Origin of the sequence: Halomonas sp. DN3 (assembly GCF_024137905.1) — a bacterium.
In the GTDB taxonomy this organism is placed as follows: domain Bacteria; phylum Pseudomonadota; class Gammaproteobacteria; order Pseudomonadales; family Halomonadaceae; genus Halomonas; species Halomonas litopenaei.
Window position 1 is genome coordinate 2,003,136 of sequence record NZ_CP099965.1, and the last position, 16,271, is coordinate 2,019,406.

General features: G+C 65.2%; 12 protein-coding genes. 5 read left to right on the forward strand and 7 right to left on the reverse strand.

Annotated elements, in window-relative coordinates; translation table 11 throughout:
* The first annotated feature begins 133 nt into the window (after positions 1-133).
* Positions 134-1,477, forward strand: coding sequence for a UDP-glucose/GDP-mannose dehydrogenase family protein (locus NKF27_RS08845; RefSeq protein WP_253556130.1), 1,344 nt, complete (start codon positions 134-136; stop codon positions 1,475-1,477).
* A gap of 102 nt (positions 1,478-1,579) precedes the next feature.
* On the opposite strand, the gene NKF27_RS08850 is transcribed toward NKF27_RS08845, so the two are convergent.
* Positions 1,580-3,388 (reverse strand): bifunctional diguanylate cyclase/phosphodiesterase, encoded by a 1,809-nt coding sequence (locus NKF27_RS08850; RefSeq protein WP_253556131.1) that lies wholly within the window; start codon positions 3,386-3,388, stop codon positions 1,580-1,582.
* Positions 3,389-3,694: 306 nt separating this feature from the next.
* Here NKF27_RS08850 and NKF27_RS08855 point away from each other — a divergent pair, with 306 nt between their 5' ends.
* Entirely contained in the window at positions 3,695-4,522 is an 828-nt protein-coding gene (locus NKF27_RS08855) for a 2OG-Fe dioxygenase family protein (RefSeq protein ID WP_253556132.1), read from the forward strand.
* 250 nt (positions 4,523-4,772) lie between these two features.
* Here the strand turns inward: NKF27_RS08855 and NKF27_RS08860 are convergent, their stop codons facing one another.
* From NKF27_RS08860 to NKF27_RS08885, 6 genes are all read right to left on the reverse strand, one after another.
* Positions 4,773-5,894: a histidinol-phosphate transaminase gene (locus NKF27_RS08860; protein ID WP_253556133.1), complete on the reverse strand. Its 1,122-nt coding sequence runs from the start codon at positions 5,892-5,894 to the stop codon at positions 4,773-4,775.
* Positions 5,895-6,003: 109 nt separating this feature from the next.
* Complete coding sequence (locus NKF27_RS08865; protein WP_253556134.1) at positions 6,004-7,434, reverse strand: FAD-binding oxidoreductase; 1,431 nt, start codon at positions 7,432-7,434, stop codon at positions 6,004-6,006.
* Positions 7,434-9,194, reverse strand: a complete 1,761-nt coding sequence (locus tag NKF27_RS08870; RefSeq protein WP_253556135.1) for an ABC transporter ATP-binding protein — start codon at positions 9,192-9,194, stop codon at positions 7,434-7,436. The genes NKF27_RS08865 and NKF27_RS08870 overlap by 1 nt, the downstream gene beginning before the upstream one ends.
* A 3-nt stretch (positions 9,195-9,197) precedes the next feature.
* On the reverse strand, positions 9,198-10,031 hold the full coding sequence (locus NKF27_RS08875) for an ABC transporter permease (protein ID WP_045993012.1): 834 nt from the start codon (positions 10,029-10,031) through the stop codon (positions 9,198-9,200).
* The gene (locus tag NKF27_RS08880; protein WP_045993011.1) at positions 10,028-11,008 is read right to left on the reverse strand and encodes an ABC transporter permease; all 981 of its coding nucleotides are present in this window, start codon (positions 11,006-11,008) and stop codon (positions 10,028-10,030) included. Before NKF27_RS08880 ends, NKF27_RS08875 begins: the two co-directional genes overlap by 4 nt.
* 95 nt (positions 11,009-11,103) lie before the next feature.
* Positions 11,104-12,636, reverse strand: coding sequence for an ABC transporter substrate-binding protein (locus NKF27_RS08885; protein ID WP_253556437.1), 1,533 nt, complete (start codon positions 12,634-12,636; stop codon positions 11,104-11,106).
* A gap of 423 nt (positions 12,637-13,059) precedes the next feature.
* On the opposite strand from NKF27_RS08885, the gene NKF27_RS08890 reads away from it, so the two are divergent.
* The 3 genes from NKF27_RS08890 to NKF27_RS08900 all read left to right on the forward strand — a co-directional run bounded on the left by NKF27_RS08890 (position 13,060) and on the right by NKF27_RS08900 (position 16,268).
* On the forward strand, positions 13,060-13,758 hold the full coding sequence (locus NKF27_RS08890; RefSeq protein ID WP_253556136.1) for a GntR family transcriptional regulator: 699 nt from the start codon (positions 13,060-13,062) through the stop codon (positions 13,756-13,758).
* A 192-nt stretch (positions 13,759-13,950) separates the two neighbouring features.
* Entirely contained in the window at positions 13,951-15,258 is a 1,308-nt protein-coding gene (locus NKF27_RS08895; protein WP_045993009.1) for an ArgE/DapE family deacylase, read from the forward strand.
* Positions 15,259-15,623: 365 nt separating this feature from the next.
* Positions 15,624-16,268: a lysozyme gene (locus NKF27_RS08900; RefSeq protein ID WP_253556137.1), complete on the forward strand. Its 645-nt coding sequence runs from the start codon at positions 15,624-15,626 to the stop codon at positions 16,266-16,268.
* Positions 16,269-16,271: the final 3 nt, after the last annotated feature.

Below are 16,271 nucleotides of genomic sequence, written 5' to 3' on the forward strand. Positions count from 1 at the left end.
GGCTGTCTATTGTTGTGCACTTGGCGGAGTTCGGTCTTACAAATTGATCCAGGCAGTGGTGTGGTCATGCCATTTACAAGACGGGGTTGCTATTCTTGGTCGATCAAAACTTCCAGCGAGTGAGTGACAAGGGATGAAGATCACCATTTTTGGTACCGGCTACGTGGGCCTGGTCACTGGGGCGTGCTTGGCGGATGTTGGCCACGATGTCGTCTGCATGGATGTGGACGAGGAAAAGATTGCTCGACTGGAGGGCGGTGAGATCCCGATATTCGAGCCGGGGCTTGAACCTATGGTCAAGACCAACGTGTCGGCGGGCCGGCTCAAGTTCACCACTGATGCAGCCAAGGCGGTCAACCACGGTGTGCTGCAATTTATCGCCGTAGGCACGCCGCCGGATGAGGACGGCAGCGCAGACCTGCAGTACGTGCTGGCGGTGGCCAAGGCCATCGGTGAGCATATGCAGGACGACAAGGTGGTGGTCGACAAGTCCACCGTGCCGGTGGGTACCGCCGATCGGGTCAAGGCGATGGTGGAGTCCCAGCTCGAGCAGCGTAGTGTCAGCCTGAACGTGGACGTCTGCTCGAATCCTGAGTTCCTCAAGGAAGGCGCGGCCATCGAGGACTTTTCTCATGGTGCGCGCATCGTGGTCGGTACCGACTCCGACAAGGTGAAGCAGCTGATGAGGGAGTGCTACGCGCCTTACATCCGTCTGCAGGAAAAACTGATGTTCATGGATGTGCGAGCGGCGGAGCTGACCAAGTATGCCGCCAATGCCATGCTGGCCACCAAGATCAGCTTCATGAACGAGGTTGCCAATCTTGCCGAGCGCCTTGGCGCCGACGTGGAACAGGTACGCCGCGGAATCGGCAGCGACCCACGGATTGGGTACCACTTCATCTATCCTGGCTGCGGCTACGGCGGCTCCTGCTTCCCCAAGGATGTCCAGGCGCTCGCTCGCACTGCCAGCGAGGTGAACTACGAGGCCGAGCTGTTGGGAGCCGTAGAGGCAGTGAACCAGCGTCAGAAGCAGACACTGTTCACCAAGCTCGCCAACGCCTTCGACGGTGACCTCAAGGGGCGTACCATTGCGATCTGGGGGCTGTCGTTCAAGCCCAATACTGACGACATGCGTGACGCTCCCAGCCGTACCTTGATGGAAGCCTTGTGGGAGGCCGGCGCCAAGGTCCAGGCCTATGACCCTGAAGCCATGCGCGAGACTCGCCGCATCTATGGTGAGCGTGAAGACCTCATGCTGGCGGGCGATCGCATTCAGGCCGTCAAGGGGGCCGATGCTCTGGTCATCTGTACCGAGTGGAAGGAGTTTCGCTCGCTGGACTTTGTCTGGCTCAAGGGACAGCTATCGATGCCGGTGGTGGTGGATGGCCGCAATCTCTACGACCCCGAGAGCGTGCGCCAGGCCGGGCTGATGTACTTTGCCGTGGGCCGCGGTGATTCTCTGGTCGCGGGTAGCTAAGCTAACCAAGTGTCGCGCAAGAGCCGTCCCACTAAACGATGCGCCCCGAGGGTATATGCCCCCCGGGGCGTATTGTTTATTGGCCCAGGTAAAGAGTCTGGGTCAATGGCTCTTTGCCCCTGCACCTGCGAGGCTGCAGCCTCCGGAACGCAACAGCCTCGCCGCCAGTTCGGCATCCATGGGGCGGTGGTAGTAGAAGCCCTGGAGCAGGTCGCAGCGCATTTCCTGCAGTAGCGCCTGCTGCTCATCGGTTTCGACGCCTTCGGCGACGACCTCGAGACCGAGGCGGTGGCCAAGGAAGATGCTGGCTTCCATGATTGCCCTGTCCCTGGGGTCATGTGTGCACTCGGCGACGAAGGTGCGGTCGATCTTGAGCGCGGTGATCGGCAGCACCTTGAGGTAGCTCATCGATGAGAAGCCGGTACCGAAGTCGTCGATGGCGATCTTGTAACCCTGGTCGTAGAGGCGGCGCAGGCTGTCCAGCACGTCCTGGCCGGCCTCGATCAGCACATTCTCGGTGAGTTCGATGCCGATCTCGCAAGGCCCCAGTCCGTACGACGCAACGCAGGAGGCGAAGGCCTCGAACATGCCGGGCATGACCGCGTGACGCCCGGAGACGTTGACGTCCACGCGCACTCGGCGGCTGCCCTCGGCGCGCCATTGGCGCTGCTGCTCGCACACCTTGTGCAGCACCCAGTTCTCCAGGCGTTTGATCAGTTCGCTGCGCTCGGCTACCGGGATGAACTCCGCGGGGGAGATGGCTTCACCGTCCCGGGTCGTCCAGCGTAGCAGCGCCTCGAGGGAGTCGATATGCCCGCTGGCGGCAGCCACCTGGGGTTGGTAGACCAGGCCAAGTTCGCCGCCGCCGTCCCGGTCGAGCAGGCGCTGTAGGCGTTCGGCGATGGTGTGCTGGCGCACCATCGCCGCGTGGGCCTCGGGGCTGAAGAACTGGTAGGTGTTGCGGCCGGTGAGTTTGGCCCGGGTCTTGGCGGCATCGGCACTGCCCACCAGTTCCTGCACCTCGCTGCCATTGTCGGGAAAGGTGCTGATGCCGATCGAGGCGTGGATTCTCAGTTCGCGGCCGTCCACCCGCATCGGGCGGGAGAGGCTTTCCAGCAGGCGCTCTGCCACCTGTATGGCGTCGGTGGCCACGTCCACCTGGGGCAGGGCCAGCACGAACTCATCGGTACCGAAGCGGCAGAGCAGGTCATCGCTGCGCCGGAAGGCCTGCAGGCGGTTGGCCGCCTGGCGGATGACCTTGTCGCCGCAGTCGTAGCCATGGGTGTCATTGATCTCGTTGAAGTGGTCGAGGTCGACAAACAGGATCAACAGGCTGTCGTTGTGGCGCCGACACTCTGCCAGGGTCCGCTTGAGCTCGATTTCGAAGGCGTGGCGGTTGGGCAGGCCGGTCAAGCGGTCGAAGCGCGTCATGTAGTCCAGATCGCGACGCGCCTTGCGCTCACCAGCCAGGTCGATGTCGATACAGAACATCAGCGGATTGTCGGTTTCCCGGCCCAGCATCACGTGGTGGGAGAAGACCGGTACGCTGGCGCCGGAACGGTGCTTGAGCTCGAGCTCTTCGGCGGGGATCTCCACGCCGCGGTGGACCCACGCCTGGTGAGCATCGATCACCGCGTCCACCATGGCCTCCGGTATCAACAGCTGTTCCAGGCGCTTGCCCAGGGCTTCCTGCTCGCTGTAGCCATACAGCGCCTGACTGGCGCCATTCCAGTAGATGACGCGCCTGTCCCTGTCATACCCCTGCACCGCGACCCGCGAAAGGCTCATCAGCAGTTCACGAAAGCGCCAGTCGCTGAGCGTCAGGGACGGCAGCGGGAGGGCGTTCTCTCCGCCGCTGCCGGCATCGGCAGCGGTCGAGCGCGGTGTGTGGAATCTGTCACCGATGTGCAATGGCGTCAATTCCTGAGTAGCGACAGCGAGGTGTGCCAGAGGGTGTGCCCGAACAGAAGTAACGAATCCGCATGTATCGGCAGTGTCGTACAAATTGTCGCTAGCAGCGAGTGCGAAACGTCGTAATGAGATATTTCATTATCGGACCGAACTTCGCAAATACTCTCTTTTGGCAGCAAGTTGGTCAACGAAGTTTCTTCGTTCGCGGTGTTTGACCATTGTGTGGGCGCTCCACATGATCCTCGGTGTTGCATATGCAACATCCATGAAGTGCACATGTTTATGCACAAAACCGAGGTTAATGACATGAATACAGCGCAGAAGGTCGCACAAGGTCGGCATCTTTCCGCCATCGAGGCGATCAACGTCGAGCACTGGATTCCTGAATCCGGGTACTGGGATTTTTCTGTCCTTGAGGAGGTCGCTTCTCAGTCCTGGAGCAAGACGCGCCTGGCGCATATTGATCTGTCCGCCTGGCAGTCATTTCTCGGCGACCTGCCGCGGGACCCCTACGTCAATCGCCGCTGGAAGCGCATGTCCTGGCTGCACCTGAACGAGGAGGGTGAGGTCGAAACCCTGGGGGAGTGCCCCATGGCCCAGGGGGGACGCTTCAATGACGCCGCCAGCATGGCGGATCGGCTGCGCTACTACGAGCCGCTGTTGCCCGAGTTTACCGAGCGCGAGGACGTCAAGGCGTTCGTCAAGGCCTGGGCGGAGCTATGGGGGCTCGAGCGCCGCGCGCCCATTCTGATGCAGATCACCGGTGTACGTGGTGACGGCACCGTGGATCCTTTGCAGGGGCAGGGCATCCACGCCGACGGCTGCAAGTACCTGAGCATCGTGGTGCTCAATCGCGACAACGTGAGCGGGGCGGTGAACACCCTGTATCGGGACAAGGCCGGCCAGCAGGAAGTCGGCCGGGTCACGCTGGCGCCAGGGGAGGTGCTGCATCTGCGTGACGATCGCCTGTTCCATAGCGTCGATGCGATTACCCAATGCGAGCCAAGCGCCCCTTTCGAGCGCTTTATCATCATCATCAACGCCTGCTTCGTGGACGAGTTCCAGAATCGCATGTTGCGCCGCCACTTCCCCCAGGCGGTGTTGAACGAAGCGATACTGGAGAGCGCCAGCTGAAGGCCGGCGTCCACCTGGCAAGATGGCGTCGGTGGCGTTTCACCGACCTTGAGGGTCCGTGGCGAGGTCCGGGGCGAGGGCCCGGGCCAGCCGCTTGCTATGCTGGCATGCGATAGGGCCTACGGCGCTTACATCACCCCAGCATTACCGCCAGGCGGCTTCGGTCGCCTGGCGGTACTTTCTTTGGAAACCTCGTCTGTCATCGAAACCTTGCCTGGAAACTGACTTCTCCATCGCCTCAGCCTAGGCCTCAGACTCCTTCACGCACCGCCTGCTCCAGACGGGCAAGCCGCCCAGGCTCGAGGGCATCGGCCACAGCGGTGATGCGCAGCACATGGCCGAGGGCCGGATGAGCCGGGCGTGCGATCAGCTTGCCTTCGTCCAACAGGTCGGCGTTGACCCGCTTGGCCAGATCCGCGTCGGCCAGACGAATGCCGATAAAGTTGGTACCGCTCTGCAGCACGTCGGCGCCCAGCGCCTTGAAGTGCTCGGCGAGGCGCGCCCGGCGCTCCAGCACCGCCTGGATGTGGGCGTCGGTCTCGTCCTGGTGGTCGAGCACCACCTCGGCGGCGGCCAGGCTCAGGGTCGACACCGCGTAGTGGATGCGCACCTTCATCAGCAGCGCCAGGGTGTCGGGCTCGGCGATGGCGTAGCCGACGCGCAGCCCGGCCAGGCCGTGGGCCTTGGACAGGGTGCGACAGCGAATCACCCCAGGCAGAGCGCGAGTAAAGCTCGGCTTGGCGGCGTCGTCGCGGAAGTCGTGGTAGGCCTCGTCCAGCAGCAGCCAGCAGTCATCAGGCAAGGCGTCACGCAACCGCGCGACCGTAGCCTCGTCGTGGACGAAGCCAGTGGGGTTGTCCGGGTTGGCCAGGTAGACGAGCCGAGCGTGGTGGCGGTGGGCGGCGTCGATCAGGGCGTCGATGTCCGGCGCCAGGTGGTCGGCGGTCTCCTCGTAGTCGACCTCGATCAGGCGGCAGCCCTGGCCCTTGGCGAAGTAGCCGAAGGTCGGGTAGGTGCCGGCGGAGCTGACCACGCTGGTACCGGCGGGGGCGGTGGCCCGCAGCACCAGCGCCAGCAGGCTGTCGCAGCCGGCGTCCACCAGCAGGGTGTCCAGGTCGAAGCCGTGCAGCCGGACGAGGCGTTCGCGTACGCCCAGGGCCTCGGAGTCACCGTAGCAGTAGACGTGCTCGACCATGGCGTCACCGAAGTGCTCGCGCAGGGCGCGATGGGGCATGTCCAGGCCTTCGTTGGAGCCCAGACGGTGGGGGATCTCCTTGCCGATACGGCGCTTCAGCACCCAGATGCCAGGGAAGGGGTTGTCCGGTCCCGGGGAGTAGAGGTGGTCGGCGAAGGTGGGGGTGTCGGATGCCATGGGATGTCCTGTGGGAGTTGGCTTGAAGGGGGCGAAGGCGTGTCAGAGGGTACTCCGAGAGCGTTACGACAGCGGCTTATGCTAATAGGTCAGGTCAGGTCAGGTCCGGTCATGTCAGCGGGGTGGACCAGGGCACCACCTTGTGGCGGTTGAGCAGGCCATGGGGGTCGAGGGTGCGCTTGAGCGTCGCCATCAGCGCGAGTTCTTCGGGGCTTCGCGAGATCGACAGCCAGTCGCGCTTTTCCAGGCCGATGCCGTGCTCGGCGGAGATCGATCCCATGACCCGGGCCAGCGGCTCGTAGAGGCAGGCCTCGACCTCGTGGCGGGTGTCCGGATCATCGCTGCCCACACCCACCGACAGGTGCAGGTTGCCGTCGCCCAGATGGCCGAACACCGCCAGGCGTACTTGGGGCCAACGGGCCTCGAGGCGTGCCTGAACCTCGGCGACATAGTCCTGCATTTCGCCGATCGGCAGGCTGACGTCGAAGGCCATGATTGGCGAGAGTGCCTCCACCAGGCCTTCGATATCATCGCGAATAGCCCATAGCTTGTCGCGCTGGCTTTCCGACTGGGCGATCACGGCGTCGACCACCCAGCCCTGTTCGACGGACGCTTCCAGTGCTGCCTCGAACTGCTGGCGGTGGTGGTCCTCATCGTTGGCCAGGGACTCGACCAGGGCGTAGTAGGGCGCGTCGGTGTCCAGCGGCGGCTGATGACGTTCTTGTTCGGTGATCAGGGCGAAGTGGTTCTGCCACATGGCCTCGAAGGCGGCCAGGCTTCCGCCAAGGCTGTCACGCAGGCGCGCCAGCAGGGATGTCATCGAGGTGAAGTCGGGACAGGCCACCAGCGCGGTGCGGGTGTCGCCAAGCGCCGGCTGCAGCTTGAGCACCGCCCGGGTGACCACGCCCAGGGTGCCTTCGCTGCCGATGAACAGCTGCTTGAGGTCGTAGCCGGCGTTGTTCTTGAGCATCGGGCTCATGGCGCTGATCACCTGGCCATCGGCCAGGACCGCCTCGAGCCCCAGCACCTGCTGGCGCATCATGCCGTAGCGGATCACCCGGTTGCCGCCGGCGTTGGTGGCGATATTGCCACCGATGCTGCAGCTGCCCCGGGCGCCCAGGTCGAGCGCAAACTGCATGCCGACCTCGCGGGCGGCCTCCTGGACCTTCTGCAGCGGCGCGCCGGCCTGCACGGTGATGGTGCCGGCCACCGGATCGATCTCCTCGATGGCGGCAAGACGCTCGAGTGACAGCGCCAGCTCGTCCGGGGCAGTTTCGGCGCCGTGGACCAGCCCGGTCAGGCCGCCGTGGGTGACGATGGGCTGGCGGGCCTGGTGACACAGGGCGAGCACCTCTGCTACCTGCTCGGGGGTGCCGGGCCGCACGATGGCCGCGGCGCGACAGGGCGCCCCGCTCAGCCAGTCCACCTGGCGGCTTGCCACGTCGTCGCCGGTCAGCACCTGGGCGGCGCCCAGGCGCTCGCGCAGTGTCTCGATCAGGGTGGCAAGCGAAGGCGATAATTGCTGGGAGGTGACGGCCATCAGAGGGTGGTCTCCTCTTTGCTGGTCTTGTTATCGGTGGTCTTGTCGCGGCCGGGAATGGCCGCAAGCAGTTCGCGGGTGTAGTCGGCCTGAGGCCGGGTGAAGACTTCCTGGGCGCTGCCCTGTTCGACGATGCGGCCCTTCTGCATGACGATGATGCGATCGCAGATCTGGGCGGCGACGCGCAGGTCGTGGGTGATGAACAGAAGCGACAGCGAGAAGCGTTGCTTCAGATCCTCGAGCAGCTCCAGCACCTGGGCCTGGATCGATACGTCCAGCGCCGACACCGCTTCATCGGCGACGATCAACTCCGGGTCCAGTGCCAGGGCGCGGGCGATGCCGATGCGCTGGCGCTGACCGCCGGAGAACTCATGAGGGAAGCGGTCGGCGCTGCCGCCAAGCCCCACCAGTTCGAGCAGCTCGTCGGCCTTGGCCAATGCCTGGTCGCGGGGCACGCCGTTGGCGATGGGGCCCTGGGCGATGGCCATGCCCACCCGGGTGCGCGGGTTGAGTGAGGCGTAGGGGTCCTGGAACACCATCTGCACCCGGTGGCGCTGGCGCCGCAGGGCGTCGCCCTTGAGCGCGGACAGGTCTTCGCCGCCGAGCAGGATCTCGCCGCTGTCGGGACGCTCCAGGCGCACGACGCAGCGCCCCAGGGTCGACTTGCCGGAGCCCGACTCGCCGACGATGCCGATGGTCTCGCCGCGTGACAGGGTGAAGCTGACCTCGTCCAGGGCGCGTACCTCACGGGAGGGCTTGAACAGCCCGCCGCGGGAACGGAATACCCGATTCAGATCGCGTACCTCGAGGATCGGCGTCGGCGCCATCGGCTCGCGCTCGGGCGGTGCGGCGTCGCTGGGAATGGCCTCGATCAGCGCCCGGGTATAGTCGTGACGGGGGTTGTCGAGCACCTCGTCACGGCGACCGATCTCGACGATCCGGCCGTGGCGCATCACGCACACCCGGTTGGCGATCTCGGCGACCACGCCGAAGTCGTGGGTGATGAACATCACCGCCATATGGTGGCGACGTTGCAGGTCGGCGATCAGCTCGAGGATCTGCGCCTGGGTGGTGACGTCCAGCGCGGTGGTGGGCTCATCGGCGATCAACAGCTTCGGTTCCAGCGCCAGCGCCATGGCGATCATCACCCGCTGGCGCTGGCCGCCGGAGAGCTCGAAGGGGTAGGCGCGGATGGCCCGCTCGGGCTGGGGCAGGCGGACTTCCTTGAGTAGCTCCAGCGCCCGGGCCTGACGCTCGGCGCCCTTGAGCTCGCCGTGGGCCTCGAACACCTCGGCGATCTGGTCGCCGATGCGCATCAGTGGGTTGAGGGCGGTCATCGGCTCCTGGAAGATCATGCCGATCTTCTTGCCGCGCAGCGCCCGGTGGCGCTTCTCGTCGAGGGTCAGCACGTCCTCGCCCTCGAACATCACCCGCCCGGCCACCGGGCGCACGCCCTTGGGCAGAAGGCCCATGACGGTGTTGGCGGCCATGGACTTGCCGGACCCGGATTCGCCCACCACGCACAGGATCTCGCCGGGGCTGACTTCGTAGGACAGCTCTTCCACGGCGTATTCGCGATCGGCGCCGGCGGGCAGCGCGACGCTCAGGCCCTCGATGCGCAGGATCGGTTCCGGGGCGGGATCGCCGCTGTGATCGCCACAGAGATCGCCGGCGGTGGCGCCCTTCGGCACCTTCACCGGTTCGCTGCGCGATGCAGTGGAAGCGCTGGTGCCGCTGGTGCTGTTGTCAAAGGTGTTCATGGCTCAGCGCTCCCGTGCGAGTTTGGGGTTGAGGGCGTCATCGAGCCCTTCGCCGACCAGGTTCAACGCCAGCACGGTCAACAGGATCGCAAGGCCCGGGAAGAACGACAGCCACCAGGCCTGGCGGATCACGGTGCGTGCAGCGCCGATCATGTAGCCCCAGGACATCACGTTGGGATCACCGAGGCCGAGAAACGACAGCGCCGACTCCAGCAGGATGGCGGTGGCCACCATCAGCGAGGCCAGCACGATGATCGGCGACAGGGTATTGGGCAGGATCTGGCGCAGGATGATCTGGGTGTTGGTCTGGCCGACCAGGCGCGCCGCCTCGACGTATTCGCGATGGCGCAGCGACATGAACTCGGCGCGCACCAGGCGGGCCACCGGCGGCCAGCTGACGATCGCGATGGCCAGCACGATGGAGGTCACGCTGGGCTGCATGATCGCCACCAGCACGATGGCCAGGGCGAAGTTGGGGATGGTCTGGAAGAACTCGGTGAAGCGCATCAGAGCGTCGTCCACCAGGCCACCGTAGTAGCCGGCGATGGCGCCCAAAGGCACGCCGATGGCCAGCGCCACGGCGGTGGATACCAGACCGATCAGCAGCGACACCCAGGCGCCGTGCATCAGCCCGGCGGCGACGTTGCGGCCCATGGTGTCGGTGCCGAGCCAGAAGCCGTCCTGGGCCAGCGGTGGCAGGAAGGGGCGCTGCACCATGCGCCAGGGGGATTCGGGGAACAGCACCGGGGCCAGCACGGCCATCAGGATGATCGCCCACAGGATGATCAGTCCCACCAGGGCGCCTCGGTTCTGGGCGAAACGGGCGAAGAAACTCATGCGGCGGCCCCCTTGATGCGTGGATCGGCCAGGCGATAGACCAGGTCGGTGGCGATGTTGAACAGGATCACCAGGGCGGCGGAGAAGAAGAAGATGCCGAGCAGCAGGTTGTAGTCTCGCTGCATCAGCGCCTCGTACATCAGCCGGCCGATGCCCGGCCAGGCGAACACCGTCTCGGTGAGGATGGCGCCGCCGACCATCTGGCCGGCCTGCAGACCCGCCAGGGTGATGATCGGCAACAGGGCGTTGCGCAGGATGTGGCGGCGCTGGATGACCCTCGGCGCCAGGCCCTTGGCCTTGGCGGTCTTGACGAAGTCCTGCTGGGCGGCGTCGAGCATCGAGGCGCGGGTCATGCGCGTATAGATGGCCATGAAGAACAGGCCCAGGGTGGTGGCCGGCAGTACCAGGTGCTTGGCCACGTCCAGGGCGTAGGCCAGGCCTTCCAGGTTGGCGCCGACGGTAAACATGCCGTAGGCGGGCAGCCAGTCCAGGTACACCGAGAACAGCACCACCGCCATCAGCGCCACCCAGAACAGCGGAGTGGCGTAGAACAGCAGGGCCAGCGCCATGATCAGCGAGCCAGAGGCCTTCTTGACGCGCATCGCGGCCATGGAGCCGGCGAGGATGCCGAGCACCAGCGACAGCACGAAGGCGGTGCCGGTCAGCAGCAGGGTGGCGGGCAGGCGGTCGAGAATGAGGTCCAGCACCGGCATCTGCTGGCGGTAGGAGTAGCCGAAGTCCAGGGTCAGGATGCCGGACACGTAGTGCCACAGCTGGACATACATGGGCTGGTCCAGCCCGAACTGCTCGCGCAGCTGGGCGATGAAGGCTTCATCGGCGGCGCCGGCTTCCCCGGCCAGGATGGCCGCCGGGTCGCCGGGGGCGAGCTGGATCAGCACGAAATTGAACACGACGATCAGCAGCAGCACGATGGCGGCCTTCAACAGTCGTGAAATGATCAGGCGGGCGTAGAGCATGGTGAGGTCCCGGGCAGTAAGCCTGTGGTGATGGCAGCAGCAAAATCAGGGCTGGCGCGGCCCGTGGTGGGCCGCGCCGTATCGCCTTTTTTGGCTCAGTCGGCGATCCAGGCGTCCTTGAAGCCGTCGTTGACGCCCACGGCCGAGGTCACCAGATTGTTGACGTTGCAGCGGTAGATGGTCGGGAAGCCGAGCTCCAGCAGCCAGCCGAGCGGTGCGTCCTCGAGCAGGATCTGCTGCACCTCGTGGTAGAGACGCTCGCGCTCGCTGTCCGGATAGGCAGTGGCGGCAGCGTTGAACAGCTCATCCACCTCGGGGTTCTGGTAGCCCTCGACGTTGTTCCAGGGCGAGCCCTTCTCGGTGTTGGTGGACAGGTAGGTGCGCGAGATGCCGAGCGCCGGGTCGCCGTACTGGTACAGGTAGGTGAAGGCCAGGTCGAAGTCGCGCTCACCCAGGCGCTGGTTCCAGCCGCCCACGTCGGTGGCCTCGGTGCGCACGTTGATGCCCACTTCCTTGAGGTTCTGCTGTACCGCCTCGGCCCAGCGATTCCAGGTCTCGCCGTAGGGCAGCGGCAGCAGGGTGACCTCCTCGCCGTCGTAACCCATCTCGTCGAGCAGTTCCTCGGCCTTGTCCGGGTCGTAGCTGTAGCCCTCGAGGTCCGCGTCATTGAACTTGGCGTTGGAGCCAAACGGCCCTGACGGGACCTGGCCCATGCCATTCCACAGCACGTCGCGGGCGAATTCGCGATCCATGGCGTACATCACCGCCTGACGGAAGCGCTTGTCGGCGGTCGGTCCCTCACGATTGTTCATCCACAGCATGGCGAAGGGGCTGAAGTACTCGTGGCCCTTCTCGGTCACGCAGGTGTTGTCCATGGCGGTCAGCCGGGGAACGTCGAAGTTCTCTACGGTGCCGTAGGGCAGCACGTCGACGGTGCCGTTCTCGTAGGCCACCGCGCGGGAGGCGCCGTCCGGGATGACGTGCCAGTTGATGCCATCGAGGTAGGGCAGGCCTTCCTCGTAGTAGTCATCGAAGCGGGTCAGCTTGATGACGGTGCCGCGGTCCCAGCTGTCGAACTGGAACGGGCCGGTGCCGATGGGATGGTTGTTGGCCTCGTTGTTGCGGAAGTCGGTGCCGGCGTAGATGTGCTCGGGCACCATGGTGAAGGTGCCGGCCTCGAACGAGATCAGGAAGGGGCCGAAGGGCTTCTTCAGGGTGAACACCACGGTGTGGTCGTCGGTCGCCTCGATGCTCTCGACGTGCTCGAGCACCGCTCGGGCGCTGGGGTTCAAGTCGCGGTGGAAGACGTCGGCGGAGAACACCACGTCTTCGGCGGTGAAGGCCTCGCCGTCATGCCACTTGGCGTTTTCCTGCAGGTGGAAGGTGTAGGTCAGGCCGTCTTCGCTGATCTCCCAGCTCTTGGCCAGTTGCGGCATCGGCTCCATGTCGGTGGAGTAGCGCAGCAGGCCCTCGTAGATGTTGCCGGCCACCGTGCGGGTGGGGGCGTTCTGGATCATGCCCAGCACCAGGCCCGGCGGCTCCGGCTGGATGATGGTGTCGATGACACCGCCACGCTGGGGTTCCTGGGTGGCTTCTTGCTGGGCGTCCTGGCCGTCGTCCTGGGCCATTGCCTGCGTGGCCGCCAGCGGCAGCAGGGCGGCGAGCCCCAGCGTCAGCAGGGAAGTATTGAAGCGAGAGGCGCGTGCCTGGGTCGAGCTTGCCCGGGTCGAGGGGGACAGCGGCGAGCAAGATGGCAGAACGGCGAAGCGGGGGTGGCGGGAGTTCGAGGTCATATCAGGGCACCTTGGTGGCCCGGAGGTGTTGCCAGAGGTGCGTGAAGCCAGGGGCAGAAAGCGCCGCCAGTGCGCTGTTGCCGGGCTTTCGCGTCGCTGAGGCCAGCTCCGGGACTGTTGTTGTTGGGGATTTCCGTAAGCCCTTTAGAACCTAGCAGCCTCGGCACAAACTGTCGACAGTCGGCAATCGACTGTTGTTCGACGCAGGATACGGTCATACTGGGGTATGACCCTTCAGGCCAACTACGGGAGTCGAGCATGGCCAATCCTCGGGACCCCTCAGCCGCGCCCTTCGTGGTTCAGCGCAACCTGGTGGACCAGGTGGTCGACTACTTGACCGAGGCGATCCTGGCCTCGCGCTTCGCACCGGGCGAGCGGTTGTCGGAGGCCGGACTGGCGGCGGAGCTCGGCATCAGCCGGGCCCCGGTACGCGAGGCCGCCAGGCTGATGGAGAGCCGTGGCCTGCTGGTATCGCGACCGCGGCGCGGGTTCTTCGTGCGTACCCTGGATGTGGCCGAGCTGAGCGATGTCTTCGATCTGCGCATCGGTCTGGAACGCCACGCCTTCGAGCGAGTGATGATGCGCTTCGACGCGGATACCGAGCAGCGTCTGCATCGGCAGATCAGTCGTCTGTGCGAGGTCGCCGCCGGTGATGACGAGGGGCTCAAGATCGAGGAGGACCTGGCCTTTCATCGCCTGGTGTTCGAGCTGGCCGACAACGCCCGGCTGGCACGTGCCTTCGACGACCTGAGCTTCGAGCTGCGGTTGTGCATCACTCTGATCACCCGTACCCACGAGACCCCCGAAAGCATCGCCGCTTCCCACTGGCGGCTGCTGGAGGCACTGAAGAGCGGTGATCCTCAGCGCTGCCGGGACGAGGTGGACTACCATATTGGCGTGGCCAGGGACTCGGTGATCGAGCGGTTGGCCGATCACACCGCGGTGGCGCGTGGCTGAACGAGTGGGCGGCGTCGGGAGTGACGTCGTGGCTCAAGTAGCGATTCAAATAGTGACGTAAGTCCTGGTCGAACGGTGGGCCCAGGGCCGCGGCTAGAGCCTGTATCAGGTGCGGTGGGCTTGTGTTGCAGGTGCTCGAAGGTGCATAACTAGTAAGCGTAAAACACATTTAACATGCGGAATTTGCCGTCAATGACGACACCACAACTATCCACCGATGCCCTGGACGCCAACGAACGGCGGCTGCTCGATGCCTGCGACGAACTGATGCCGGAGACCCTTGCCCTGACCAGCGCTCTGGTGCGCGAGTACAGCGTGCTGGGGGCGGAGGCCGGGGTACTCGAGGTGATGGAAAGCCATCTGCTGGACATGGGGCTGCCTGTCGAGCGCGTACCACTGCCCGAGAAAGGCGCAGATGCCGAGCAGGCACCGGTGGCCAGGGGCGTCGACCGACACAACCTGATCTCGGTGATCAACGGCACCTCGTCCAGGCCGCACCTGATCTTCAACGGCCACCTGGACGTGGTGCCGGCGGAGCCGCTGTCGATGTGGTCTCGTCCCCCCTGGGAAGCCTGGCAGGAGGATGGCTGGCTTTACGGGCGTGGCGCTGGCGACATGAAGGCCGGCATCGCCGCCATGGTGACGGCGGTGGCGGCGATGAAGCGGGCAGGGCTCGAGATTGATTTTCCGCTGACGCTGCAGACGGTGATCGAAGAAGAATGCACCGGCCATGGTGCGCTGGCCTGCCTGGCCCGTGACGGCCGCGGCGACTTTGCGCTGATTCCCGAGCCGTTCGGGGCGACCCTGACCACGGCCCAGATCGGCACCCTGTGGTTCAAGGTGTCGCTGGACGGGGTGCCGGCCCACGTGCTGGATACCGCCGCCGGGGCCAACGCCATCGAGGCGATCCAGTCGGTGGTGGCGCCGCTCAAGGCACTGGAGGCGGAACTGAACGCCGGGCGCGAGCCGCCCTATGACGAGATCGAGCACCCGTTCAACCTGAACATCGGCAAGATCGAAGGGGGCAACTGGGCGTCCAGCGTGCCGTCCCGGGCGACCCTGGAGGGACGTATCGGCTTCGCGCCTGAAGTCCGGGTGGAAGACATCATGGAAAAGGTGCGGCGCTGCGTCGAGGCGGCCAGCGCCTCGCTGGGCCCGGGCATCTCCGGACTGGACGTCGAGTTTCACGGTTTTCGCTCCGAGGGCCACCACGTCGACACCGACAGCCCCGGGGTCGCCCTGCTTGCCGATTGTCATCGTGCCCTGACCGGTGAGGAGCTGCCCTCGGTGGCGTTGACCTGCACCACGGATCTGCGAGCGCTCAATCGACACGGCATCGCCGGGACCTGCTACGGGCCCGTGGCCGAACGCATCCATGGCATCGATGAGCGGGTCGAGATTGCCTCTATCCAGCACACCCTCAAGGCCTACGCGCTATTTCTGTATCGCTGGGGGCGCTGGGCCGAGGGCCAGGTCGCTTCCGATACCTGTCCGCAGTGATGCCCATGGTCCGGCCAGCCCTGGCCGGGCCCTCACGTTCGCCGTGCAAGCCAGGCCTGAACGCTCGGGCCACAAGCACAGCCTGCAAGCTCAGCCCTAAAGTCTGACCCGAAGGCCTGTCGGCAAGACCCGCCCGCCAAATCCCTCGCCTCAAGCTCGACCCGCCAAGGTTGACTGGGCCGAGCACTTTCGTCTGTGACCGCCGAACGACTCGGTTTCTGTTGTCCTGAGTCGGGGTTTTGCCGTCAGCAGGCTGCCAATCTGAAGGCGTTGCTCCATGGAGTGGAGCGGCGGGTGCTGCACGCGCGGTCTCAGGAATGTCGACCTTTCATGCAGAGCCCGCGTCAATTGGCACGGAGGGTGGCATGGCAACACAAGTGGGCAGCAAGGATGACCCGGAGGAGAATCCCGCAGCCAGCGGGACAAGGCGTACAGGGCCGAGATCGGTTTCGCTCTACGATGTGATCGACGCGGAGGTCAGGCCTCCGCCCTGTCGCCTGAGCCCGAGAGGGCGGCGATGGTTGATCAACGCCGAGGGCTGCCGGCTGATGCCCTATCTCGATCTGAGCGGAGCGCCCATCCACCACTGGCAGAAGGGGGCGACGATCGGGGTGGGCCATCTGATCATTCGACAGCAGTGGCCGCGGTTTGCCAACGGCATCGACAGGAACTGGGCGGAGTCACTGTTGCGCCAGGACCTGCAGCACGTGGAGCTTGGGGTGCTCGATCGCCTCGAGGCCTGTCGTCCCAGGGTGGGCGCGCGAGGTCTTCGTCAGCACCAGTTCGATGCCCTGGTGTTGCTGGCCTTCAATATCGGACTAGCGGCATTTTCGAGCTCTTCGCTGGTGGCCATGCTGTGTGATCCGCGTACGGTCACCCCCTACGCGACGCTGGAACAGGCGTGGCTTGCCTGGAAGTATGCTGGCGGCGAGGTGATGGCAGGACTGGAGCGGCGTCGCGCCGAGGAGTGGCGCATTTTCAAGGAGGGTGACTACGGGCCTGACATCTAAGCA